The organism is Sphingobium sp. TomTYG74, assembly GCF_055393875.1.
In genome coordinates, this window is sequence record NZ_AP027341.1 from 893,533 (window position 1) to 917,052 (window position 23,520).

Below are 23,520 nucleotides of genomic sequence, written 5' to 3' on the forward strand. Positions count from 1 at the left end.
TACCGCAATTGCGAAGGGGCGTCCATGCCCCAGATGGGCTATCGTTCATCCCCTTGCATCAATTGTCTTTTCCATCCGTGATCCCAAGCAGCTTGAGCTTGCGGTGCAACGCAGACCGCTCCATGCCGATGAACGTGGCCGTCCGGGATATGTTGCCGGAAAATCGCCTGATCTGAATGCGCAGATACTCGCGTTCGAAACTTTCGCGTGCTTCCCGCAACGGCGCCCCCATGATCGCGGACTGACCCATCCCTTCGCCTGCGCCATTGCTGGAAAGTTCGCTAGGCAGCATGTCCAGCTCGATCCGGCCAATCCGCTCGCCCGGAGCGAGGATCATCGTCCGCTCGATGACGTTGCGCAGTTGGCGAACGTTGCCGGGCCATTCGTTCGCCTGAAGCGCGGCCATGGCATCACTGGCGATCTCCGGCGACGGCACCCGCCGTTCCGCCGCGAACCGTGCGAGATAATGCTCGACCAGCGGTGGTATGTCATCTCGCCGTTCCGACAAGGAAGGGATGATGAGGGGCACGACGTTGAGGCGATAGAACAGGTCTTCCCGGAACCGCCGCTCCTCAATTTCCGCCGCCAGGTCCCGCGCGGTCGAAGAGATGACGCGTACGTCCACCTTCACCTGCCGTTGCCCGCCCACGCGCGTGAAGCTCTGATCCGTCAGAACCCGCAATATCTTGCCCTGCGTCGTGACGGGCATGTCCGCGATCTCGTCAAGGTAAAGCGTGCCGCCATGCGCCTGCTCAAGATAGCCGGGACGCACAAGGCCGCTGGGATCTTCGACGCCGAACAGTTCCTCTTCGACCCGGTCGGGGTCCATTCGCGCCGCCGCGACGATGATGAAGGGCGCGTCGGCCCTCCCGCTCCAGCTGTGAAGCATGCGAGCCGCTACTTCTTTGCCGACGCCCGCAGGACCGGAAATCAGCACCCGGCTGCCCGTGCCCGCGACCTTTTTTATCGTCGCCCGAACCGCATTGATTGCGGCCGACGTGCCCGTGAGTTCGTCATCCTGTCCAAACCGGGCACGCAGGACCTGATTTTCCCGCCGCAATCTCTCGGTCTCTGTAGCGCGCGCGACCAGATGCAACAGCCGGTCGGCCTCGAAAGGCTTTTCGATAAAGTCCGCCGCGCCCTTGCGGATCGCAGCCACGGCCGTGTCGATATTTCCATGCCCTGAAATCATGAGCACCGGAATGGTCGCGTCGCGTTGCTTGATCACGTCCAGCAATTCCAGACCGTCCAGCGTCGACCCCTGAAGCCAGACGTCCAGCAGGACCAGCGAAGGACGTCTGGTATCCAGCGCCTCGATCGCGCTGTCGCTGTTGGCGGCAGTGCGAGTGGTAAAGCCCTCATCCTCAAGCACGCCCGCGACCAGATCACGGATGTCCTCTTCATCATCGACTACCAAAATATCAAGCGCCATTGGCTGTCACTTTTCCCTTGGGCAATGCTACGACCTGCCCTTCTTCCAATTTCTCAAGAGCGGCAGTGGGGAAGCGCAACGTAACGCTCGTCCCTCCGCCTTCCGCATCTTCCAGGCGGATTTCACCCATATGTTCCTCGACGATCTTCTTGACGATCGCGAGCCCCAAGCCCGTCCCCTTGCTGCGGGTCGTCATATAGGGTTCCAGCACCCTCTCCCGCTCCGGCGGAAGCCCGATCCCGTCATCGCTGACGTTGATGAGCAGGTTGCCGTCCTCCTGACCGACCGTCATGCGAACATGACCACGGACTCCACCCTCGGCAGGTTCGGGCTTGGGTTCGATAGCCTCCACGGCATTTTTTACGATATTGGTCAGCGCCTGCCCCAACTGCCGCCGGTCGCAAACAAGTTCCATATCATGTGGCCCGCCATGGAATTCAAACTTGACGTCGGGATGTGCCACTTCGTGCAGGAACAGGGCATGACGGGCGATATCCGCAACAGCCTCGCGGCGGAACACAGGTTTGGGCATCCGGGCAAACGAAGAAAATTCATCCACGATCCGTCGCAGGTCGCCTACCTGTCTGACGATGGTCCCGGTCAGGCGAGCGAAGGTGGCCTTGTCGCTCGTCACTTCCTCGGCATAGCGCCGCTGCAAACGCTCGGCCGCGAGCTGGATGGGCGTCAACGGGTTCTTGATCTCATGCGCTATCCGACGAGCCACATCTGACCACGCGGCGCGTCGTTGATCGGACAATTGCTGCGTGATGTCGTCGAACGTCAGGATATGGCGGGACGCGTCCTCCGACACTTTGACGGCCAAGGTCCGTACTTCGCCATGCGCGCGTGTCTGGACAATCCCCGCCCCCTCCTCCGAAGCGATAAGGGCCGCCAGTTCTGGCGAAACGGCGCTCAGCGGTCGCCCTACCGGATCATCGCCGTCCTTCACCAGAATGGCGGCGGCCGAACTGTTGAGAAGCAGGATCACCCCTTCCCTGTCCACCGACAATACGCCTGCGGAAACCCCTGACAGGATGGCTTCGATAAAGGCGCGACGTTCATCCAACTGGCTGTTTGCGGCGACGAGCGCGCCGGTCTGCGCTTCCAACCTCTGGGTCATCCTGTTGAAGGCAGATGCGAGCGTTCCGATTTCATCGCGGGACTGGGGACTGGTAACGCGAGCGGACAGGTCACCTGCCGTCACCCGCCGGGCGGCGGTCACCAACTCATTCACCGGGCGAACCATCCAATCCGCAACTGCCAAAGCGATATAGACCGCTATGCCAACCAGCAGAAGCGATCCCACGAAAAGGGCAACGTTAAATCGTAGCTGAAGGGCGCGTGATTGGGCGGCGAAGATATCATAGTCGGACAGGACCTTCTGGGCGCGCTCCACGTTGCTGAACGCAGTCGAACCGGAATCCCGAGTGGCATAAAGATAGATTTTCGCGCCGGGGTAGAGCAGCGTCACCGCTTCGATCTGGTTTGGCTTCGCGGCGACAACCACATTCTCGCCAGCTTCCAGTCGCTTGATCGCATCGGGTGACAGCATGTCTGAGGCGGGTCGGCTATCCGGATCAACCGTTGCGGCGGTACGCGCCACGCCGTCCTTACCCACTTCAATGATTGCCGAGCGATTGAGCTTTCGTGTGACAACCTGATAAATATAACCTTCGGCAAAACGCGGGCTCGATACCTTCGATTGGCCGAGATAATCCCGCAAGTCGCTCGCCATGGTGACGGTTTCGTCGCCCACCTCGCGAAGATTCTGCTCATAATAGCCGCGCGCAAGGTCGCTGGCATTTTGCAACATCCCGCGCGCGCTGTCCGAAAACCAGAATTGCACGCCATATTGGAACAACAGTGAGGCAAAGATGACGACCAGCAACATCGGGACGCTGGCCACGATCGAGAAGATGGCCACCAGCCTGACGTGAAGTTGCCCGTCGCTGCCTATCGCGGACTGGGCGGCGCGGCGCTTCGCGACCCGGCGTCCAAGCAGCACGAGAAGCGCGATCGCCGGAACCAGATTTCCCACCAGCAGCAACGCGACGATCGGCGGCGTGAGCAGCGTGTAGGACTGCCCCTGGCCCGACAACAGGAAATAGGTGATGCCCGCCGTTCCAAGGAACAGCATCAACGTGACCGCCTCCACCAGCGGAGCGAGATGACGTCGAAGGAAGGGCGGAAAATATCTCTTCCATGCCCGACCTCGCGTGGAGAGAGTCACTGCACCTTCCATAGTGGCTTTCTTACAACAACGCCGTGCCTGATCAAACACAGTATTTGGGACAGATTGTCCCTTGGCCGAACGCCTGTGTCGTTTCGTCCCGGCTCAGTCCGAAACGCGCAACTGCAGCGGGTCCAAACCATAGTCGGTCAACTTCTTGCGCAACGTGTTACGGTTGATCCCCAGCAACCCGGCGGCCCGGATCTGGTTACCATCCACGCTCGCCAGCGTTTCCTGCAACAGGATCGGTTCGACGACCGCCAGCATATCATCATGCAGGTTCCGATTGGGCTGTCCGATGCCGACCCCCAACTGCCGCTTTGCCCATTCGCGCACGGCCAGGACCAATTGATCGGCAGGCGCGGCATACTCAGGAGGCACCAAGTCCAGTGGCAGGCTGTTGCGCAACATCTCTCCCGCGATCACAGTCTCACGGCTCAGCACCGCCAGCCTCTGCATCAGGTTCTGAAGCTCACGCACATTGCCCGGCCAATGATAGGCCATCAGCAATTGCGCGGCATCGTCCGACAGCGTCTTTCGGGGCAGCCCCTCCTGCGCGGCGCGTTCCAGGAAATGCCTTGCGAGCAGGATCACATCCTCCCGCCGCTCGCGCAAGGCAGGCAAGGGGATAGGCACGACATTCAGCCGGTAATAAAGGTCTTCCCGGAACCTGTTCTCCTCGATCAGCTTGGGAAGATCCTTGTTCGTCGCCGCGACGATGCGGACATTCACCCGCACGGGTTTCGATCCACCGACCGTCGTCACCTCACCCGACTGCAAAACCCGCAGCAGGCGCGTCTGCGCTTCCATCGGCATATCGCCAATCTCGTCGAGGAAGAGGGTTCCGCCCTGCGCCTGCTCGAACTTGCCGGCGGTGCGGACGTTGGCTCCCGTAAACGCGCCCTTCTCATAGCCGAACAGTTCGGCCTCAATCAGTTCGCGCGGGATTGCCGCCATGTTGATGGCAACGAACGGCTTGGTGCGGCGCTGCCCCAGCCCATGGATCGCTTCGGCGACAAGTTCCTTGCCCGTACCCGACTCCCCCAGCACCAGAATGCTAAGATCGTTGGACAATACCCGCGCGATAGTCCGGTAAACCTCCTGCATGGCGGGAGATCGTCCGACGAGAGGCAGGCCATCGTGCGGAAGGCCATCCTCCTGATTGCCCTCCTCGGCCTTGTTCATGCCCAGGGCGTCCCCCACCGCCCGCGCTAATTCATTGAGGTCGAACGGCTTGGGAAGATATTCGAAGGCCCCCTTCTCCGTGGCGCGGATCGCAGTGTTCAAAGTGTTCTGCGCCGACAATATGATCACGCTAAGGCCCGGCCTGCGCTCCAGGATCTCCGCGACGCCGTCCAAGCCATCTCCATCCGGCAGCATGACGTCAGTTATGAGTACATCCGGCGCAAAACTGTCGATCAGGGCGCTACGCTCCCGAATGGACGAGGCGGTCTTTACCTTATGCCCCTGCCGACGCAGCGCTTCCCCGACCACCATGCAAATGGCGGGATCGTCATCGACGACCAGTATCGACCCCGTGGTCGTCATGCTCCCATCCCCATGGGAAGCAGGATTCGAAACGTCGATTCGCCCGCGTCGGGATCGCGTGAATATTGGACGAACCCATTCATGTCCCGCACCAGCTTATCCACCAATGCCAGCCCCAGCCCCTGCCCGTCGCGCTTGCCCGTGATGAAGGGGTTGAACAGGTGATCCAATATATGTTCAGGCACGCCCGGCCCATTATCGATGACCAGTATCTCGATCGGCAGTACCGCGCTGCCCTTTCCATCGCCTAGCACGACCGACACGCCATGGCGGAACGCGGTTTCGACGCGGATGCAGGGCTCTCTAACTTCATCCAGCGCCTCGGCGGCATTTTTCAGCAGGTTGAGCATGATCTGCACAAGTGCATCGTCATTGATGACGGCAAATGGCAATGACGGATCGTAACGCTTTATGATCCTCATATTTCTTGCAAAACCGGCAGCAGCGATGTTGGCCGCCCGATCTATCATGGGATAGATGTTGCCTGGGCGGCATTCCAACCTGTGATCGGTCGTAAAATCCTGCATCCGGTCGATCAGGGCGGCGATCCGATCGACCTCGTTGCAGATCAACTGGGTCAGCACGGCATCGCGTCCATCGTTGCCGGACTCCAGAAGCTGCGCTGCGCCACGGATGCCCGACAGTGGGTTCTTGATCTCATGGGCCAATATGGCTGCGGCCCCCATGGCCGATCGCGCGCCGCCCGGGGTGCCACGATGACCAATTTGCCGCGCATGGCTTTGAGCGTGGATCGACACCACTCGCCACCCTTCATGATCGACAATCGGCGCGATCATCAGATCGACTTCCATCTCCGCCGTTCGCCCCGCATGCACCTTGACGTCATAAGCGGCGATTGGCTTGCTGCTATGCCAAATGTCGAAGCGAGAGCTCGCATCCGCCATTCGAACCGTGCGCGTGACATCACTTCCCACGATCGCGGACCGGGCCATGTTTAGCAAAGTTTCCGCCCGAACATTCGCATCCGCAATGCTGTTGTCAGGCGCCACGATTAATGTCGCCACGGGGAGTGCGATCATCAATTCCGACGGCGATGGCCCATCCTGCTGCATCGGGGGCGGCGGGACAGTCGTCAGTGGCATGGTCATGCCGCCTTGCGCGTCTCGATCGCTCCGTCCTGCGCAATCAGCGGCTCATAAAAGCGCGCCAGCATATCCAGCACCACGTCGCCATCCGGCTCCTGATTGACGGCGTTACGAAACTCCGCCGATCCGGTGAGCCCCTTTGTATACCAACCGATATGCTTGCGAGCCATGTTGACGCCCGTCAGGCCGTCATAATGCTCGATCATCGCACGATAATGCTCTGTTATCAGCTGATATTGTTCGGCTAGCGAAGGATCGGGAAGGCGCTGCCCCGTGCGGAACCAGTGCATCACCTGTCCGATCAGCCAAGGCCGACCATAGGCGCCCCGACCGATCATGACGCCGTCCGCGCCACTCTGCTCCAGCGCTGTTTCCGCATCTTCGATCGAGCAGATGTCCCCATTGACGATCACGGGCAGCGACACGGCATCCTTCACATTTCGAACGAACGCCCAATCGGCGCTGCCCTTGTACATCTGGCAGCGCGTCCGCCCATGTACAGTGATCATCTTCGCGCCCAGATCCTGCGCAATCCGCGCCAGTTCAGGGGCGTTGAGGCTGGCATGATCCCACCCCATGCGCATCTTGACGGTAACCGGCACATCGACGGCCTTCACGGTCGCCTCAATCAGCGCAGCGGCCAGAGGCAGGTCGCGCATCAGAGCGCTACCCGCGTCGCCGTTTACAACTTTCTTGACCGGACAGCCCATATTGATGTCGATGATCGCCGCGCCACGATCGGCATTCAGCTTCGCCGCTTCGGCCATTTCCTGCGGTGAACATCCTGCAAGCTGCATGGACACCGGCTCCTCCACCGGATGCCAGGCCGCCTTCTGCAAAGACTGCCGCGTCTCGCGGATCATTGCCGCGCTCGCGATCATCTCCGTCACATTCAGGCCCGATCCGTAACGGCGGACCAGAGTGCGGAACGGCATATCCGTGACGCCAGTCATCGGCGCCAGGATCACGGGCATGTCGATCGTCACCGGACCAACGGAGATGGGGGAAATTATGCGCATCACCAGCTTTGCCTAAAAAACAGGCAGCCCTTAGCGGAAAAGCGGCGATGCGGCAAGCAAGCCGTCTGGCGGAGCGGCCCGCCGTTCGCTACACGCGCTGCGATGACAGGGAGCAATCACAGGGTCGCCGCGCTGGTGCTCGCCGCCGGACAGGGCAGTCGCGCCGGGGGCGATACACCTAAGCAATTCCGTCCCATCGGGGGTAAGGCCGTCATCGCCCACTCCGTTCAGGCACTGGCGGCTCATCCGCTGGTCGGTGCGGTCTACCTGGTCATCGGCGCCGGGCAGGAGGAAACAGTCCGGTCGCTGATTGACGAGGATCAGGTCGCTTCAATTCTCCAGGGCGCGGACAGCCGCCGCGGATCGGTCCGCGCCGGGCTTGAGGCCATCGCCGCCGCCGGTGGCGCGGACAGAGTGCTAATTCACGATGCTGCCCGTCCTTTCCTGTCCGCTTCCATGATCGATCAACTGCTGGCCGCGCTCGACTTCGCGCCGGGCGCCATTCCCGCCCTCCCCGTCGCCGACACATTGGTAAAGTCAGCTGGCGACCTGGTGGGCGACATTGTGGATCGATCGGCGCTCTTCCGGGTGCAAACCCCGCAAGCATTTCACTTCGACGCCATCCTCACCGCGCATCGCAACTGGGACAATGGCCGCGAAGCCACCGATGATGCCCAGATGCTGCGTCACGCGGGTCATGACGTCACGCTGGTTCCCGGCGACGAAAGGTTGGAAAAATTGACCTATCCCCAGGATTTTATCCGGGCCGAAGCGCTGCTGGCATCGCAACGAACGACCCGCGTCGGCATGGGCTATGATGTGCATCGGCTCGCTGCGGACGAAGAGCTTTGGCTTTGCGGCATTCAGGTCCCCCATGAAACGGGTCTCGCGGGTCACAGCGATGCCGATGTCGCGATCCACGCGATTGTAGACGCCATTCTCGGCGCTCTTGCCGAAGGGGACATCGGCACTCACTTCCCTCCATCCGACCCGCAATGGCGCGGCGCGGCATCCTCCCGATTCCTAGAATATGCCGGAGAGCGGGTAACGTTCCGGGGCGGCCGCATTGATCATATCGACGTCACGATCATTTGCGAGGCGCCGAAGATCGGCCCTCACCGCGATGCAATGCGCCAGCGCATCAGCAAGTTGCTAGCCATTCCCATCGACCGGGTCAGCGTGAAGGCCACCACCACCGAACGTCTGGGCTTTGCCGGACGCCGCGAAGGCATCGCTGCACAAGCCGTTGCAACCATCTCCCTCCCCGCGCTATTCTGACCCCATGCCAGATCGCATCCTCCCCGCCGAATTGGTGGACCTCGCCGAACGCGTCATCATCGCCAATCGCCGCGCTGGCCGCACCATCGCTGTTGCGGAAAGCTGCACCGGCGGCCTTGTGTCCGCTGCCCTCACCGAAATCGCTGGATCTTCAGAGGTTTTTGAAGCAGGATTCATCACCTATTCCAATGACATGAAGAATGAACTGCTGAAGGTTTCCCAGGATGTGCTGGAAACCTTCGGGGCCGTTTCCATCGCCACCGCCTGGGCAATGGCGCAGGGCGCTCTCACCAAAAGCCACGCTAATGTAGCCGTTGCCATAACCGGCATCGCCGGTCCCGGCGGCGGATCAGAGCAAAAGCCCGTGGGCACCGTCGTGTTCGCTCGCGCCGAACGCGGCGGCAACCCGGATAAGGTCGTCGCGGATATGCACCATTTTGAGGATAGCGGCCGGGGCGGCGTTCGCCTTCAGGCGGCGCTTTGCGCGCTTGAGCTTCTGCTGCCCGAGTCCGCGTAAAGTTCGGCCGCACGGGTTTCGAAGGCGCCGATCATCTTGCGCAGCGCCTTGTCGAACATCTGCCCGGCGATCATCTCGAACAGCCGATTCTTGAACTCGAATTCAACCTCGAAATCGACAAGGACGCCGCCCTTCCCGTCATCGCGGAACCGCCACTGGTTGTGCAGGTGCTTGAGCGGCCCTTCCAGATAATCCACGCGCACGAAATCAGGTCGATGCTTGTGCACGCGGGACGTGAAGCTTTCCTTGATGCCTTTGAAGCCGACGATCATGTCAGCGACCATCTCCGAATCATTGTCCTGACGAACGCGGATGGCGCTGACCCACGGCAGGAATTCAGGATAGGACGACACATTCGAAACAAGGTCGAACATCTGGTCAGGCGTGTAGGGAAGTGGCCTCGTTTCGTGATGCTTCGGCATGTTTTCAGCGCGCTGCCCGTGCCAACTGAGCTTCACGGGCGGCCCGCATTTCGGCGAAATCCTTACCCGCATGATAGCTGGAACGGGTCAGTGGGCTCGATGCCACCTGCAAAAATCCCTTTGCGCGCGCGATCCCGGCATAGGCATTGAACGCCGCAGGCGTCACGAACTCCATCACCTTGGCATGCTTTGGCGTAGGTTGCAGATATTGCCCCATGGTCAGGAAATCGATGTCGGCCGAACGCATGTCGTCCATCACCTGATGGACCTCCAGACGCTCTTCACCCAGGCCGAGCATGATCCCCGACTTGGTGAAGATCGACGGGTCCAGCTTCTTCACCGTCTCCAGCAACCGCAGCGACGCATAGTAGCGGGCGCCGGGGCGAATCGTCGGATACAGACGCGGCACCGTCTCAAGGTTATGGTTGTAGACGTCCGGCCGCGCAGCCACGATCATCTCGACTGCGCGTTCATGCTTGTTCCGGAAATCCGGGGTCAAAATCTCGATGGTCGTGTCCGGAGTCGTCCGCCGCAACGCTTCGATCACCTTCACGAACTGCGACGCCCCGCCATCGGGCAAGTCATCGCGGTCGACCGAGGTGATGACGATATGCTCCAACCCCATCTCCGCGCAGGCATCGGCCAGATTCTGCGGCTCGTTCGGATCGACCTTGCGCGGCATGCCGGTCTTGACGTTGCAGAAGGCGCAGGCCCGCGTGCACACGTCGCCCAGGATCATCACGGTCGCATGCTTCTTGGTCCAGCATTCCCCGATATTCGGGCAAGCCGCTTCTTCGCAGACCGTGGCCAGCCCCTTTTCCCGCATCAGCTTCCGGGTTTCGTTATAGCCCGGACTCGTCGGCGCCTTCACCCTGATCCAATCGGGCTTGCGCGCACGTTGCGGAGTGGCTTGCACAGGTAGCGGAGCGGTGTCTGTCATGCGCCATCAAATAGCGATGCATGCCCACTCTTGCCAGCCCCCAGATTGTTGGGCAGAGATTTGGGCATGACCGACTTTTCCGACATGCTCGAAGGCTATCGCCGCTTCCGCAACACCGGCTGGACTCAACAGCGTGGCCGATGGGATGAATTGAGCGAAGGGCAGAGCCCGCGCGTCATGGTCATCGCCTGCTCCGACAGCCGAGTCGATCCCGCGCAGATCTTCGACACCAGCCCCGGCGAAATATTCGTGGTCCGCAATGTGGCGGCGCTCGTGCCTCCCTTTGAAACCAATCCGGGCCATCACGGCGTTTCGGCGGCGCTGGAGTTTGCCGTTCAGGTGCTCAAGGTCGGCGAGATCGTCGTCATGGGCCATGGTAAGTGCGGCGGCTGCAAGGCAGCGCTTAGCCAGGAGCTGAAGGATGCCCCTCCCGGAGAAGGCGGCTTCATTCATAACTGGATAGACATGCTTGATGGCGCGCGGGAAAAGGTCGTCGAACGCTTTGGCGATGATCACGGCCGCGACGCGCATCGCGCCATGGAGCAGGAAGGGGTCAAGGTCAGCCTTGCCAATCTGCGTACCTTCCCCTGCGTCCGCACCAAGGAACGCAATGGCGAATTGAAGTTGGTCGGCGCATTCTTCGCGATTGCAGACGGGCAGCTTCATCTGCTGGATGAAGCGACCGGAGAATTCCATCCGGCGGCGCTGGAATCGGCCTGATGCCCTCGGCGATCCCCAGCGGCAATGTCGCCCTGTTGATCGACGCTGACAACGCCTCCGCCGACCATTTCGACCCGGTATTGACTGTTTTGGCCGAGCTTGGAACCGTCAACATCCGCCGCGCCTATGGCAATTGGAGCAAGCCCTCGCTCAAGGGCTGGGCGCGGCAGGCCGTGACGCAGGCCATCGAAACGCAGCAGCAATTCGACCTCACCAAGGGGAAGAATGCCACCGACATGAAGATGACGATCGACGCCATGGACCTGATGGCGGGGGGCCGGGTCACGGGCTTTGGCCTCATGTCCAGCGACAGCGATTTCACGCCGTTGGTGACGCGCATCCGTCAGGAAGGGATCGACGTCTATGGCTTCGGTTCGGACAAGACTCCCGAAGGCTTCCGTCGGGCCTGCACCCGCTTCATCGACGTAGCCGCGCTCGCCCGATCTCTGGCGGAATCGGCGTCCGAAGCGATGCCGGAGCCGATGCCGCTCGACGTATCGCCCAAAGCCGCCGCGCCAGTCAGGAATGACTACAAGAAGGTGGATGATGAAGTCATCCGTCTCCTGATTGAAGCCTATGATGCGGCCAAGCGCGATGAGAAAGGCTTTGCCGCGCTGGGACCAGTCGGGCAACGCGTCGGCAATCGCTCCAGCTTCGATGTGCGCAATTACGGTTTCAAGCGCCTGTCGGATCTGGTGCAGGCGATCCCCAATTTCATCACGGAAACGCGGGAAAACGGCCAGACCTGGATCAAACGGGTTCACTGACGATGGTCGTCGCCCGGCACCTCATGATCCTGGGCCGCGTGCAGGGCGTATTCTATCGCAATTGGGCAAAACAGACGGCCGCCGAGTTGGGCTTGGCCGGATGGGTCCGCAATCGCCTTGACGGCAGCGTCGAAGCGATAGTCGAGGGCGCGAGTGAGACTGTGAAACGGTTCACGGCTTTAGCGGCTGAAGGTCCTCCAGCGGCGCAGGTGTCCCGCGTCGATAAAGCCGACATACCTGTCGAAGGTTTGACGTCTTTCGAGAAGAAGCCGACCTGCTAGAGAGCCGATCTACCCTCTCAAACCGTTCGCCCTGAGCTTGTCGAAGGGCTCTACTTCCTTTTAAAGCGCGCCCCTTTGGCTGTTTGCAACTCAGGTGAGCTGGCCTCGCTTTCCATGTGAACCGATTGAGTGGCCCAAATAAATTCACGGAGCCATTCACTCGCGCCTCGACCAAAAAAATGGCCGACCCACGCGGGCCGGCCTGAAAGTTTTAGGAGAGGATGCCTGAAAGGCCTCTCCGATATGTGGTTCGCACCTTCATTGTGCAAGTGCGAAGGGCGAAGATATCGTTGCTATAATTGCAATCATCCTCACCCGACGCGCCGCACAACCTCCATCAGCGCGTGAGTTTCTTGTAAGCCAGACTTGTCGGACGGTCAGCGGCATCACCCAGCCTCCGCCGCTTGTCCTCTTCATACATTTCGAAGTTGCCCTCGAACCACTCAACATGGCTGTTGCCTTCGAAAGCAAGAATGTGCGTGGCAAGGCGATCGAGGAAGAAGCGATCGTGGCTGATAACCACGGCGCAGCCCGCGAAGTTTTCGATCGCCTCTTCCAGAGCCGCCAGCGTTTCAACGTCAAGGTCGTTGGTCGGTTCGTCGAGTAGCAGCACGTTGCCGCCCTTTTTCAGCATCTTGGCCATGTGCACGCGATTGCGCTCACCGCCAGACAGCTTGCCGACATTCTTTTGCTGGTCCTGTCCCTTGAAGTTGAAGGCACCAACATAGGCCCGCGTCGACATGTCGTGGCCATTGACCTTCACATAATCGAGGCCGTCCGACACTTCTTCCCAGACGTTCTTTGACGGGTCCAAATGGTCACGGCTTTGGTCGACATAGCCCAGGCGTACTGTCGAACCGATGTCGACCTCACCCGAATCCGGCGTCTCCTGACCCGTGAGGATGCGGAACAGCGTGGACTTACCCGCGCCGTTTGGCCCGATCACGCCAACGATGCCGCCCGGCGGCAGAGTGAAGGACAGGTCCTCGAACAGCAGCTTGTCGCCATAGGCTTTCGAGATGTTCTTCGCCTCGATGACCTTGCCACCCAGGCGCTCGGGCACCTGAATAACAATTTGCGCCTTGCCGGGCGTGCGGCTTTCCTGGCTCGCGACCAGCTGTTCGAACTTGGCGATACGCGCCTTGGACTTGGTCTGGCGCCCCTTCGGTCCCTGCCGGATCCACTCCAGCTCGTCCTTGATCGCCTTCTGGCGGCCCGATTCCTCGCGGGATTCCTGCTCCAGACGCTTCGACTTCTTTTCGAGATAGGTCGAATAATTGCCCTCGTACGGGAAATATTTCCCGCGATCGAGTTCCAGGATCCAACCCACCACATTGTCGAGGAAGTAGCGGTCGTGGGTGATCATCAACACCGCACCTGCATATTCCTTCAGGTGGTTTTCCAGCCACTCCACGCTCTCGGCGTCAAGATGGTTGGTCGGTTCGTCGAGCAGCAGGATGTCCGGCTTCTGGATTAGCAAGCGGGTCAGTGCGATACGACGCTTTTCACCGCCCGACAGGCTTTCCACCGACCAGTCCGACGGCGGGCAGCGCAGTGCCTCCATCGCAATCTCAAGCTGATTGTCGAGCGTCCAGCCATCGACCGCGTCGATCTGCTCCTGCAACTCGCCCATCTCGGCCATCAGCGCGTCGAAGTCGGCGTCTTCCGGCGGATCGGCCATGATCATGCTGATCTCGTTGAACCGGTCCAGCTTGTCCGCGACTTCCCGCGCGCCGTCCTTCACATTCTCAAGCACATTCTTGGCGGGGTCGAGCTGCGGCTCCTGCGCCAGATAACCCACGGTGATGTTCTCGCCCGGCCATGCCTCACCGCTGTAATCGGTGTCGATGCCCGCCATGATCTTGATCAGCGTCGATTTACCTACGCCGTTGGGACCGACGATGCCGATCTTGGCACCGCGATAAAATTGCAGGTTGATACCGTTCAGCACCGGCTTTGGCGCGCCGGGGAAGGTCTTGGTCATGTTCTTCATGACGAAGGCGTATTGCGAGGAGGCGGACATGGCTTGAAGACGCTCCAAAGGACGAATGAGGTAAAATCGCGCCGGAGTTAGCGAAGCCCGGCGCCATTGGCAAATGCGGGATGGCTGGCTAAGCCTTCACCCATGCAGAAAATCCGATCGGGCACCATCGCCGCGCTCCTTCTCGGCAGCATCGCCTCCCCCCTGCCCCTCGCCGCCGCGCCTGCCGACACGACAGCGATTCGAGAGGCGGCGTTGCAGGACAGCATTGCCTGGGACTTCACCGAAGGGCTGACGACGGAAGTCGGCCCCCGCCCCGCCGGAACGCCTCAGGAAGCGCGCGCCCGCGAGTGGGCGGTGGTGAAGCTCAAGACGCTCGGCTTTTCCAATGTGCGATCCGAACCCTATAAAATGCCAGTCTGGGTCCGGGGCCATGACGAGGCGCGCATCCTGTCCCCCTTCCCGCAAAATCTCGCGCTGGCGGCGCTGGGAAATAGCGCGTCCACTTCTGCCAATGGCATCGAAGGCGAAGTCATATATTTTCCCACCCTTTCAGACCTGCAATCAGCACCCGAAGGCAGTCTGAAAGGCAAGATTGCCTTCGTCAGCCACGCCATGGCGGCGACGCAGGATGGCAGTTCCTACAGCCATTTCGGCGCCACACGTCGTCAGGGGCCAAGCATTGCATCGAAAAAGGGTGCGTCGGCCATAGTGATACGGTCGATCGGCACGGACAGCCACCGCCTCCCCCACAGCGGCGTCCAGATGTGGGCCGATGGCGTGAAGCCGATCCCCGCAGCCGCGCTTAGCACCGTGGACGCCGACCAACTGACGCGCATCCTCTCCAGAGGGCAGCCGGTTCGCCTGCGCCTCACCCTCACATCCAAAATGCTGAAGGGCCAGCCATCGGGCAATGTCATTGCCGAACTGCCGGGCACGGATCCGACGGCCGGGATCATCCTTGCCGCCTGTCATATCGACAGCTGGGATCAGGGCACCGGAGCGATAGACGACGCCTCTGGGTGCGGGATCATCACCGCCGCTGCGCTTCATGCCGCAAAGGCTGGCCCGCTCCGTCGAACCATCCGCATATTGATGGCGGGAGCAGAGGAAGTGGGCGGCGACGGCGGCCGCGCTTATTTCGCGGCACATGGCGGAGAACGGCACGCCGTCGTCATGGAGTCCGACTTCGGCGCCGACCGGGTCTGGCGCGTCGATTTCAAACTGCCCGCAGGACATGAAGCACTTTCGGATCGAATTGCCAGCATGCTCTCTCCGCTGGGGATCGCGCCCAGTCGTGTGGCGGCAGGCGGCGGATCGGACATTGAACCGCTGGTCAAGGCAGGCGTCCCCGTCATTGATTTGCAGCAGGACGGCACGCGCTATTTCGACATTCACCACACCGCCGACGACACGTTAGACAAGGTCGATCGCGCTCAACTGCAACACAATGTCAGCGCCTGGGCGGTTACGCTTTTTGCAATCGCTGATGCGGCAGAATCACTGGCGGTTAAGTGAACTTTTGTAGTAGACAACACTCCGTCGCGTGATTCCGTCGCTTCACCGACGCAGAAAAGCATTGATTTGTGCAGCGCACACGTTAATGCGGGTCGCTCGCGTCGGGCGTGTTACAAATATGCCGACGCGGCAATATGCTATGGGAGCCGTACACAATGAAGAAGATCGCTGTTGTTTTCGCTTCGGCCGGCCTGATGGCCCTCGCCGCTTGCGGTGAGAAGCCGGCCAACGAGACCGCGAACGCTTCGAACGCTGTCGTCGAAAACGTTGTCGAGAACGCTGCTAACGCAGCCGACAACGCTGCGAATGCCGCTGACAACGCTGCGAACGCTGCTTCGAACGCTGCAAACGCCGAATAATCTTCGCGTCAGCAAGATTTTCAAGAGGGCGGGCCGTCTAACGGTCCGCCCTTTTTCTTTGTGTACGTGACGACGAAACTTGGGACGCTACGGACCAGTCTCCATCACTCCAGATCATTTTAAAGCTCGCGCCCAGCCTGAAATAAATATTCGAATGGAGTCGGATGCTTGGCTGTCCGCCTCAAGCCTATCGTGGGCTCTACGCTTACTGCGGGTTGTAATCCCACGAGAGCGGGTATTGCGACAGCATAAAGCGGCGCGCCGTTCGCAGCCGCCACTCCTTCACTACCAAGCAACGCCATGGTCTGTGCTGAAAATAGGTCACTCCAGCTGAACTTCACCTCTAGATTAATGAGCCGTTTCAGGAAGTTGGTCTCTCTAGCGACCTGCGCATGATCGGCCAAGGATCGTTGGAATTTCTCGAAAGCAATGGTTTCGCCAAGACCACCCGCGCCGTTTTCTGCGATGGATAGCGCTAAGCCTTCGAGGTGATGGCGAAGGCTCTGCAACTCCGAAGCGCGCCTCTGCCTGAACAGCAAGACCTCATCATAAGGAACACTTCTGTCAGGAATGGGTAAGGCATCGACCAATCTAATCAAAAAGGCTGTATCTGGACGCATCATTTCTTTTGGGAAGCCGATGCTTTGGGCGCTTCGCGTCAGCGTCCAGCGGCCCGACTCGCGCTGGTCCAGCGCTTCGAATGAGCGTTGCAGAACATGAGCATAGAGGTCAGGCGTAAGCATACCGGACATAGGCAAGCGCGTTCGTTGGATGCCATCCCAACCTTCCAGCCCTTCGGGGATTTCGGGACCTATTTGGAGCATCGAATTACTAGCGCGTAGACTCATTACGCGTTGCACCAGAGGCGAACGCAGATGAGCTTGATGGCGGCGAGGAAGTTGGCCGGGTCTTTGTCGTAGCGGGTCGCGATGCCGCGGTACTGTTTGATGCGATTGAAGAAGCGCTCGACGAGGTTTCGCTGTTTGTAGAGCCATGGCGAGAAAGCGAAGCGTTGCGTGCGGTTGGATCGATTGGGAATGTTGGCCCAAACGTTCCTGGCGGCAGCGGCCTCACGGATGGCATTGCTGTCATATCCCTTGTCGCCCAGCAGGGTTGCGCCTTCGGGGATGGCCTCGATCAGCGCCTCGGCTTCACAGGCGTCGTGGACCTGCCCGCCTGTCAGTCTCAGGCTGACAGGGCGTCCGTCAGCATCGACAAGAGCATGGAGTTTGCTGGTAAGGCCGCCCCGGGAACGTCCCATGCCACGATCGCAGCCTCCCCCTTTTTGCCCGTCGCACCATTCTGGTGGACGCGCATGCAGGTGGAATCGATCATCACCAGTTCGCCATTATATCCGGCAGAAACCGCTGCCAGCAGCCGGTCCCACACCCCGGCTTTGCGCCAGCGGACGAACCGATTGTAGCAGGTTGTCGAAGGCCCATAGCGCTCGGGCACTTCGGCCCACGTCGCTCCCGAGCGAAAGCGCCACATGATCCCGTTGATAACTCGACGGTCATCCACCCGGGCCACGCCGCGCGACTTGTTGGGAAGCAAGGGCTCGATAATCGCCCATTCCCGATCTGTCAGTTCATACCGCCGCCGTGCCATCAAACCCTCCAAATCTGGAGGCTCTTGAATCATGCAAATGGCCAATCCTCAAGCCATTTTATGAGTTTACGACCTAGGGTGGTCCAACCGCTCAAAAAGCAGAAGCGCGGCGCGTATGGCATCGGGATCGAACGCACCCCCTGAAATCCGGGTTCCTTTCCCTTCCGGCCTCAACGTCATTTCGGGGAAGATAATCGCGCCTCGCTCGCTGCCTTTAAGCGGGGGCGGTAGCTGGGGCGGTCCAATTTCCAACGTCTTTTGGGGTCTCTCGGCGGATGAAGTGCCCCGAGACGGCATGCCGAATGTCGAGTTTGCACTCCAGCCAATCGGTCTGCCGCTAGGCCAACGTTTCACAAAATAGCCCCCTTCACCGCGCGATAGCTCAATCTAGAGCGGCTGACTGGGGCATTCCATAGCCAAACTTCGAAATCATCCACAGCACCGCAGTCCACCGATGGAAGACAGATATGCACCACAAAGCTCGTCCCCAAGAGGGCAAGAATGATACTAATAGATTTTCCGGAAAGTGGTCGGGGAGACAGGATTCGAACCTGCGACCCTCTGCTCCCAAAGCAGATGCGCTACCAGGCTGCGCTACTCCCCGACGTAAGGCGCCTTAGCGGCGAAGAACGCGTCCCGTCAATCGGCATCACCGGAACAGTAGCCACAATATGATAATCACCGGAATCGGAATGCCGATCAGCCACAGCAATATACCCTTGCCCATGATCATTCGCCTCCATCCATCTCTCCCAAGGCGGAAAATGGATGAGTGAGCGCCGATGTTCCGGCCCCATTCGGACCAGCATAGCGGGAAACGAGATATTGGTGGGCCCGGCAGGACTCGAACCCGCAACCTAGCCGTTATGAGCGGCCAGCTCTAACCGTTGAGCTACAGGCCCCACCTGCCCGACCGGATAAGCAGCATCACGCCGCTTGGCAAGCCTGTGTCGGCACCGGCACTGCTGCCAATAATTGATCCAGCGACGCGGCACGGACATTCCGCCGCGCAAGGTGATCCAGAACCGTGTCCCACCACCTGTAAAAGGCCGCCTGATCTGCCGCATCGCGGACATAGGGCGTGTGGCCCGGCTCCAGCGTCGGCGAATGAAAACTGAAGTTCAGCACCGCCGCGCCTTCTTCGATCAAGGCGTCGATCGCCCTTGTCGCGTCGCGCACCGGCACGCCCTCCGGCGTCAAGGGAATGCGGCTGAACATGCCCGTTCTCGCCAATCCCGATGCCAGGGGGCTGACATTCCACAAATTCTCATAAAGCCGCTCGCCACCATGCCGCAGCAGCCCGGTGAAGGCCGTCGAAAGCGGCAGTTCCACAAGCGATCGTTCCGGCCCGGCCCAATAGGGATTGATCGGCAGGCCGCGAAAATCGGGTCCATGCTGGCCGCTATAGTCAAACCGGCTTCGCACCGAGCTATCCAGACGAAATCCAGCCTGCTCCAACAATCGCGCGCTATTATGACCCACACCATAGCGCCCCGCGCGATAGGCGACCGGGCGTTGTCCGAAACGCTCGGCAATGCGCTGACACAGCGTTTCCAGCTTGGCCCGTTCCAACGCCTCGGGAAGGAAACCGGCATAGCTGTTCGCCTCCGTCACCTCCTCCACATGCGGCGGGTTGACCCAGGGATGCAGATGAGCGCCCACATCGGCGGCGGCGTCCGCGACCCATTGCGCCATCATGCCCGCAGCAGCATCGCTATCGATCACCGGATAATCGGTCACGTAGACCGGCTTCACTCCGGCCGCCTGAAAATAGGCTTGGCCGCGCGCCATCCCGGCCAGCGCGGTCACGGCATGACCGTCACGGCTGAATGGCGCGTTCCAGTCAAACTCCTCCTCGGTATCGACGAACAGCATGAACCGCGTCCCGAAATCGGGGGATAGCGTGATCATGTCGTCCGGCATCGGAGCGCGCAGCAAACTGCCGTCATGGGGCAAAGCGTTCATGCCCTTTCCCCTACCCCTCAATGGTTGCGATAGAGTTTCGCGCGAGGATCAGAGGCTCCCTGCCGCGTCCTCTGCCGATGTGATGGCGGGCATCGAAAGCAGGAATCGGTCAGCTTCGATCTGCAACGCGCCGCCGCATCCTGCAGCCAGGCTGCGGATCAGCCGCAGTGAAAAGCCAAGGCCCAACAGCGGCCCGTCGGCCCAGTCGCCATCGGCCGTATAGCCCGGATCAAGCAGCCGCTCATCCTCCATTCCGTCCAGGCTCGCGGGCCTGTCGACCGCCAGCATGACGCAGCCATGCCCGCCATCCGGCTGGAACCAGCACGCCCCGCTCAGCGCTTCGCCCGGCGCCGCAACGGAAACGACCGTCCGCATCAGATGCTGCACCATGCGTTCACCCTGCACCGGGTCGATCCGCACCATCGGCAGCGCCCGCGCCAGATTGATGTCGATCTGCGCACCATTGCCTTCGCCCTGCTCGCGGAACCGGGCGGAAACCTGTGCGATCAACAGCGCCGGATCGACGGCGCTCGGCGCCTCCGCCCCTTCGCCTCGCGATACGCGGGCGGCCAGGTCAAGGTCATCGAACGCCGCCAGCAAATGCCGGGCGTCCAGCGCGATCTTTCCCGCCATCTCGCGATATTCCGGCCCACTCGGCCCGAACAGCTCCTGTTCGATAATGTCGGCAAAGCCCAGGATGGCGTTCAACGGCGTGCGCAGCTCATGCACCAACTGGCGCAACGAGTCCGCCGAAAGCCCCGCGACAGACACAGGCTCGGCCTGTGGCGGGGCGGCGACTTCATGCAGATAAGGGCGGCGCGCCTGACCGCGATAGCCCTGAAAACGGCCTGATCGTGGGTCAAAAAATGGCGTCGCGGACAGGCGCCATTCGCCCGCCATCGCGCCACCGACAACGGTATAGCGCCCATTCTGAAACCCGCTGCGCCGCATGAAGGCTCCCGCGACGCTTCCATCCGGCCCACTCGCGCCCGTAACGGCGACCTCACCCAGCGACAGCCCGATCAGCGCCGCGCGCGGCCCCTGATCGACCCAGATGATCATGCCCGTGGCGTCGGTCTCGAACGCGAAGGCGTTGACGACCTCCGCCTGTCCGGTATCAGCCCGCGGAACGACCACATCTGGCACCCGCCGCGCACTGGTGAAGCGTTCGATCCGGTCCACAAGATTCCGGATCTGGTCATCGCCCACCGGGACATCATCCGCCGCACCGTCGGCAGGCTCCTCGATCGGCGCTTCCTCCACGTCCGCTGACGGAGGCAACTGCTCGGCAGGCGCCATCATCGCGGGCGTCAGCAGCATGTCCTCCGCTTGTTCGCCCGGCTCCACCGCCAGATCGCTCGTCAGTACAAGGTCGGCCGCGCCAAATGCTTCCAGCGCCTGCTGCGTCCCGGCACCCAGATCGCGCCGCCCGCGCAACACACCGCGCGCGGTCGGGGTAAGGCGCGGCAACAGGGCGATCCACGCGTCATCCGGCAACCGCGCGCGCGACATCGCCGCCGCCGCGATCGCCGGACGATCATTGGCAAAAAACTCCACCAGCGCTGGCGAACGAAGGCGGCCGCCCAGTTCGACCACCGTGGCGATCCGCTGCGTTTCCGACAATTGGGATTGCAGCGCCGCGAGCCGATCGAGCAGCGCGGCACGTTCCTCATCCGGCAAAGTGCCGCGATCCGCGCGATCATTCTGCGCGAGCAGGTCGACGCACTGACGCCACAGCGTCACCGCGCCCAGGCCGCTTCTATTCTCTGCGGCCAGAACCGTCTGCATCAGATCGTTGAAGCGCACTCTATTCCCCTTGAGGACTTCCGGCGATGCGCAGAACTTCATCGTGGAAGGAAATCATGCCGCAGGAATAAGCCTTCCCGCCGGTTAGGGAAAGGGGGCGGACGTGGCGATTTCGGATCGTCGCATAGTGGGACAATTGCATTGCCCTGAAATATTATTATGATGTTGGGAAGGAATGAGAAAGGAAATAAGCAAGCGGATGGCTGGCCCAAATATCGATGACATCGACATGCACATCCTGGGCGAGCTGCAGCAGGACGGCCGGATGACCAATGTGGAACTGGCTCGAAAGGTCGGATTGACCGCCCCGCCCTGCCTGCGCCGCGTCCGCGCGCTTGAGGAAAGCGGCGCCATCAATTCCTATCACGCCGTCGTCAACCCGGCCATGCTGGGCTACACCATCACCGTCTTCGCGATGGTCAGCCTGAAGAGCCAGGCGGAAGCTGACCTGAAAGCCTTTGAAGATCATGTCGCAACCCTGCCGGAAGTGCGCGAATGCTACATGCTCAATGGTGAGATCGACTTCATCCTGAAGGTCGTGGCCAAGGACCTCCAAAGCTTCCAGCAGTTTCTCACGTCGAAACTGACGCCCGCGCCCAACGTGGTGAGCGTCAAGACCTCGCTCACCATCCGCATGGCAAAGAACCTGCCGGGTGTCCCCCTGCCGCTGTGACCAGCAAAATGGCGGCGATCGCTCGCCGCCACTAGGCCAGCAACGCTTCTGCGCCGCGTGCTGGCCCTTGGGTCAATCACTTAGCTTACAGGCGGAACCGCCATTGGCTGAAACGCCGTCTTGCGGCTCTGCTGATCGACCCAAACGCTCCAGAATCCAGCGACATTGGCCCAATTACCCGTAACCTGAGCAAGCGCCGTCTTGGCCCCCGCCAGATCGCCGGAACGCGCCAACGCGATGCCAAGGCGCGCATTGGCCTTCCCCTGATCAACCCCGCCCTTGGACAGGGCCAGCCGGTACATCTCGACAGCCTGCGGGAACTGGCTGAGCGAAAAATAGCTGTCGGCCACGGCCAACGCTGCCGATCCATCCTTCGCGCCTGCGGCCTTCTTCGCCGCAGCGGGCAGCGCCGCGATTTGCTTCGCGGCCTTTGGCGCAACGCTCTTCATCAGGCTGGCGGTCGCGGCCTGCGTCGTCGTCAGCTTGCCCGCCGAACGCCCCGCTTCGATGATCGCCTTTGCCTCCGCATAATTGCCCGCCTTTTCGGCAAGCTGTGCATAAGCCTGATAGTCCCGTTCACTCGCCATCGCGCCGTTCGCCGCCTGCAACCGATACAGGTCCAACTGCGGCTGCGCGTCTGTGCCCGGCGCCGTCAGATAGTTGGCAAGCGCCGATCGCCATTCCGGCGCCGAACCATAATGGGCCAGCCGCTGGCGATAGAGCGAACCAACCTCCGCCCAATCTCCTGCCGCATAGGCAAGCGAAATCGCCCGGTCATACCAGGCTGCCGGAACGGCTTGCCCTGACGCCCGCTGCCGGGCCAGCGCATCCTGCACGAAGGGGCGCGCTTCCTTGGCTTTGTTCTTCCGAAGGTAGATGTCGGCGCGCAGCATCGTCGCGTCGATCCCGTCATAACCCAGCGTCTTGGCATAATCGAGCTGCGCGAAGGCATCGTCATAATTGCCAACCACATAAGACAGGTAGCCAGCGACATAGCGTAATCGCGGAGCATCCTTCTTGGGCACGGAACTGGTTTTGAACATGTCCGTCAACGCAACCCGCTGCGCTTGGAAATTCTGCTTGAGCACCGCCAGCTCGAACCGCAGCCCTGCCGCTGCATAGGCCTCATAATCGCTCGTCGGCGTCAAGCCGCTGATCTGCGCCTGAGCCGTATTGACGTCCCCTGCCTTGATCGCGCTGTCGGCTGCTTGAGCCGCTGCACGAAACCCTTCGCTCATGACGATGACCGGCCCGCTGGCCGAAGCCTTTTTCGCCGCCGCCGGTATTGAAAAAGCCGCAACGGCGGTGATCGCAAGAAGGCCTGATTTCAGCATGGATTGTCGCAGCGCG

At 61.0% G+C, this 23,520-nt stretch carries 20 protein-coding genes, 2 tRNA genes and 1 pseudogene; 8 read left to right on the forward strand and 15 right to left on the reverse strand.

Going from position 1 to position 23,520, the window contains the following annotated elements:
* Nucleotides 1–58 precede the first annotated feature (58 nt).
* The 5 genes from ntrX to dusB form a co-directional block, all read right to left on the reverse strand.
* Entirely contained in the window at nucleotides 59–1,432 is a 1,374-nt protein-coding gene (gene ntrX, locus ACZ5TB_RS04560) for a nitrogen assimilation response regulator NtrX (protein ID WP_464779564.1), read from the reverse strand.
* The gene (locus ACZ5TB_RS04565) at nucleotides 1,422–3,674 is read right to left on the reverse strand and encodes a sensor histidine kinase (protein ID WP_464792178.1); all 2,253 of its coding nucleotides are present in this window, start codon (nucleotides 3,672–3,674) and stop codon (nucleotides 1,422–1,424) included. Before ACZ5TB_RS04565 ends, ntrX begins: the two co-directional genes overlap by 11 nt.
* A gap of 93 nt (nucleotides 3,675–3,767) precedes the next feature.
* Nucleotides 3,768–5,210: a nitrogen regulation protein NR(I) gene (gene ntrC, locus ACZ5TB_RS04570; RefSeq protein WP_464792179.1), complete on the reverse strand. Its 1,443-nt coding sequence runs from the start codon at nucleotides 5,208–5,210 to the stop codon at nucleotides 3,768–3,770.
* A complete protein-coding gene (locus tag ACZ5TB_RS04575) occupies nucleotides 5,207–6,319 on the reverse strand; it encodes a two-component system sensor histidine kinase NtrB (protein ID WP_464792180.1) in 1,113 nt (370 codons plus the stop codon). The genes ntrC and ACZ5TB_RS04575 overlap by 4 nt, the downstream gene beginning before the upstream one ends.
* Nucleotides 6,316–7,335, reverse strand: coding sequence for a tRNA dihydrouridine synthase DusB (dusB, locus tag ACZ5TB_RS04580; protein ID WP_196226516.1), 1,020 nt, complete (start codon nucleotides 7,333–7,335; stop codon nucleotides 6,316–6,318). Before dusB ends, ACZ5TB_RS04575 begins: the two co-directional genes overlap by 4 nt.
* A 102-nt stretch (nucleotides 7,336–7,437) precedes the next feature.
* Here dusB and ACZ5TB_RS04585 point away from each other — a divergent pair, with 102 nt between their 5' ends.
* A complete protein-coding gene (locus ACZ5TB_RS04585) occupies nucleotides 7,438–8,613 on the forward strand; it encodes a bifunctional 2-C-methyl-D-erythritol 4-phosphate cytidylyltransferase/2-C-methyl-D-erythritol 2,4-cyclodiphosphate synthase (RefSeq protein ID WP_464792181.1) in 1,176 nt (391 codons plus the stop codon).
* Nucleotides 8,614–8,617: 4 nt separating this feature from the next.
* The gene (locus tag ACZ5TB_RS04590) at nucleotides 8,618–9,130 is read left to right on the forward strand and encodes a CinA family protein (RefSeq protein WP_464792182.1); all 513 of its coding nucleotides are present in this window, start codon (nucleotides 8,618–8,620) and stop codon (nucleotides 9,128–9,130) included.
* On the opposite strand, the gene ACZ5TB_RS04595 is transcribed toward ACZ5TB_RS04590, so the two are convergent.
* Nucleotides 9,082–9,552 carry a type II toxin-antitoxin system RatA family toxin gene (locus ACZ5TB_RS04595; protein ID WP_464792183.1) on the reverse strand — a complete coding sequence of 157 codons (471 nt, stop codon included), beginning with the start codon at nucleotides 9,550–9,552 and terminating at the stop codon, nucleotides 9,082–9,084. The two genes, ACZ5TB_RS04590 and ACZ5TB_RS04595, sit on opposite strands and share 49 nt — an antisense overlap.
* A 4-nt stretch (nucleotides 9,553–9,556) precedes the next feature.
* Nucleotides 9,557–10,514, reverse strand: a pseudogene (gene lipA / locus ACZ5TB_RS04600) (lipoyl synthase).
* 44 nt (nucleotides 10,515–10,558) lie between these two features.
* On the opposite strand from lipA, the gene ACZ5TB_RS04605 reads away from it, so the two are divergent.
* From ACZ5TB_RS04605 to ACZ5TB_RS04615, 3 genes are read left to right on the forward strand one after another with little or no spacing between them, the layout of a single operon-like run.
* Nucleotides 10,559–11,212, forward strand: coding sequence for a carbonic anhydrase (locus ACZ5TB_RS04605; protein ID WP_196226104.1), 654 nt, complete (start codon nucleotides 10,559–10,561; stop codon nucleotides 11,210–11,212).
* Complete coding sequence (locus ACZ5TB_RS04610; protein WP_464792184.1) at nucleotides 11,212–11,979, forward strand: NYN domain-containing protein; 768 nt, start codon at nucleotides 11,212–11,214, stop codon at nucleotides 11,977–11,979. The genes ACZ5TB_RS04605 and ACZ5TB_RS04610 overlap by 1 nt, the downstream gene beginning before the upstream one ends.
* A gap of 2 nt (nucleotides 11,980–11,981) precedes the next feature.
* The gene (locus tag ACZ5TB_RS04615) at nucleotides 11,982–12,260 is read left to right on the forward strand and encodes an acylphosphatase (RefSeq protein ID WP_464792185.1); all 279 of its coding nucleotides are present in this window, start codon (nucleotides 11,982–11,984) and stop codon (nucleotides 12,258–12,260) included.
* A gap of 337 nt (nucleotides 12,261–12,597) precedes the next feature.
* Here ACZ5TB_RS04615 and ettA read toward each other — a convergent pair whose 3' ends face one another.
* Nucleotides 12,598–14,283 carry an energy-dependent translational throttle protein EttA gene (gene ettA / locus ACZ5TB_RS04620; RefSeq protein ID WP_464788801.1) on the reverse strand — a complete coding sequence of 562 codons (1,686 nt, stop codon included), beginning with the start codon at nucleotides 14,281–14,283 and terminating at the stop codon, nucleotides 12,598–12,600.
* Between the two features lie 102 nt (nucleotides 14,284–14,385).
* On the opposite strand from ettA, the gene ACZ5TB_RS04625 reads away from it, so the two are divergent.
* Nucleotides 14,386–15,759 carry a M28 family peptidase gene (locus tag ACZ5TB_RS04625; RefSeq protein ID WP_464792186.1) on the forward strand — a complete coding sequence of 458 codons (1,374 nt, stop codon included), beginning with the start codon at nucleotides 14,386–14,388 and terminating at the stop codon, nucleotides 15,757–15,759.
* 155 nt (nucleotides 15,760–15,914) lie between these two features.
* Nucleotides 15,915–16,118 (forward strand): hypothetical protein, encoded by a 204-nt coding sequence (locus ACZ5TB_RS04630; RefSeq protein WP_464779573.1) that lies wholly within the window; start codon nucleotides 15,915–15,917, stop codon nucleotides 16,116–16,118.
* A 119-nt stretch (nucleotides 16,119–16,237) separates the two neighbouring features.
* Here ACZ5TB_RS04630 and ACZ5TB_RS04635 read toward each other — a convergent pair whose 3' ends face one another.
* From ACZ5TB_RS04635 to ACZ5TB_RS04660, 6 genes are all read right to left on the reverse strand, one after another.
* Entirely contained in the window at nucleotides 16,238–16,966 is a 729-nt protein-coding gene (locus ACZ5TB_RS04635; RefSeq protein WP_464792187.1) for a DUF6236 family protein, read from the reverse strand.
* A protein-coding gene (locus ACZ5TB_RS04640) for an IS5 family transposase (RefSeq protein WP_464778755.1) occupies nucleotides 16,966–17,726 on the reverse strand; the annotation gives its coding sequence in 2 pieces (ribosomal slippage) (nucleotides 16,966–17,390 and nucleotides 17,390–17,726; 762 coding nt in all). Before ACZ5TB_RS04640 ends, ACZ5TB_RS04635 begins: the two co-directional genes overlap by 1 nt.
* Nucleotides 17,727–18,253: 527 nt before the next feature.
* Nucleotides 18,254–18,330, reverse strand: a tRNA-Pro gene (locus ACZ5TB_RS04645).
* Nucleotides 18,331–18,552: 222 nt separating this feature from the next.
* Nucleotides 18,553–18,628: transfer RNA gene (locus ACZ5TB_RS04650), tRNA-Ile, on the reverse strand.
* Between the two features lie 25 nt (nucleotides 18,629–18,653).
* Complete coding sequence (locus ACZ5TB_RS04655; RefSeq protein WP_464792188.1) at nucleotides 18,654–19,691, reverse strand: polysaccharide deacetylase family protein; 1,038 nt, start codon at nucleotides 19,689–19,691, stop codon at nucleotides 18,654–18,656.
* A gap of 48 nt (nucleotides 19,692–19,739) precedes the next feature.
* Entirely contained in the window at nucleotides 19,740–21,497 is a 1,758-nt protein-coding gene (locus ACZ5TB_RS04660) for a sensor histidine kinase (protein WP_464792189.1), read from the reverse strand.
* A gap of 199 nt (nucleotides 21,498–21,696) precedes the next feature.
* Here ACZ5TB_RS04660 and ACZ5TB_RS04665 point away from each other — a divergent pair, with 199 nt between their 5' ends.
* Entirely contained in the window at nucleotides 21,697–22,170 is a 474-nt protein-coding gene (locus ACZ5TB_RS04665) for an Lrp/AsnC family transcriptional regulator (protein ID WP_196226518.1), read from the forward strand.
* Between the two features lie 80 nt (nucleotides 22,171–22,250).
* Here the strand turns inward: ACZ5TB_RS04665 and ACZ5TB_RS04670 are convergent, their stop codons facing one another.
* On the reverse strand, nucleotides 22,251–23,504 hold the full coding sequence (locus tag ACZ5TB_RS04670; RefSeq protein WP_464792486.1) for a tetratricopeptide repeat protein: 1,254 nt from the start codon (nucleotides 23,502–23,504) through the stop codon (nucleotides 22,251–22,253).
* Nucleotides 23,505–23,520 lie beyond the last annotated feature (16 nt).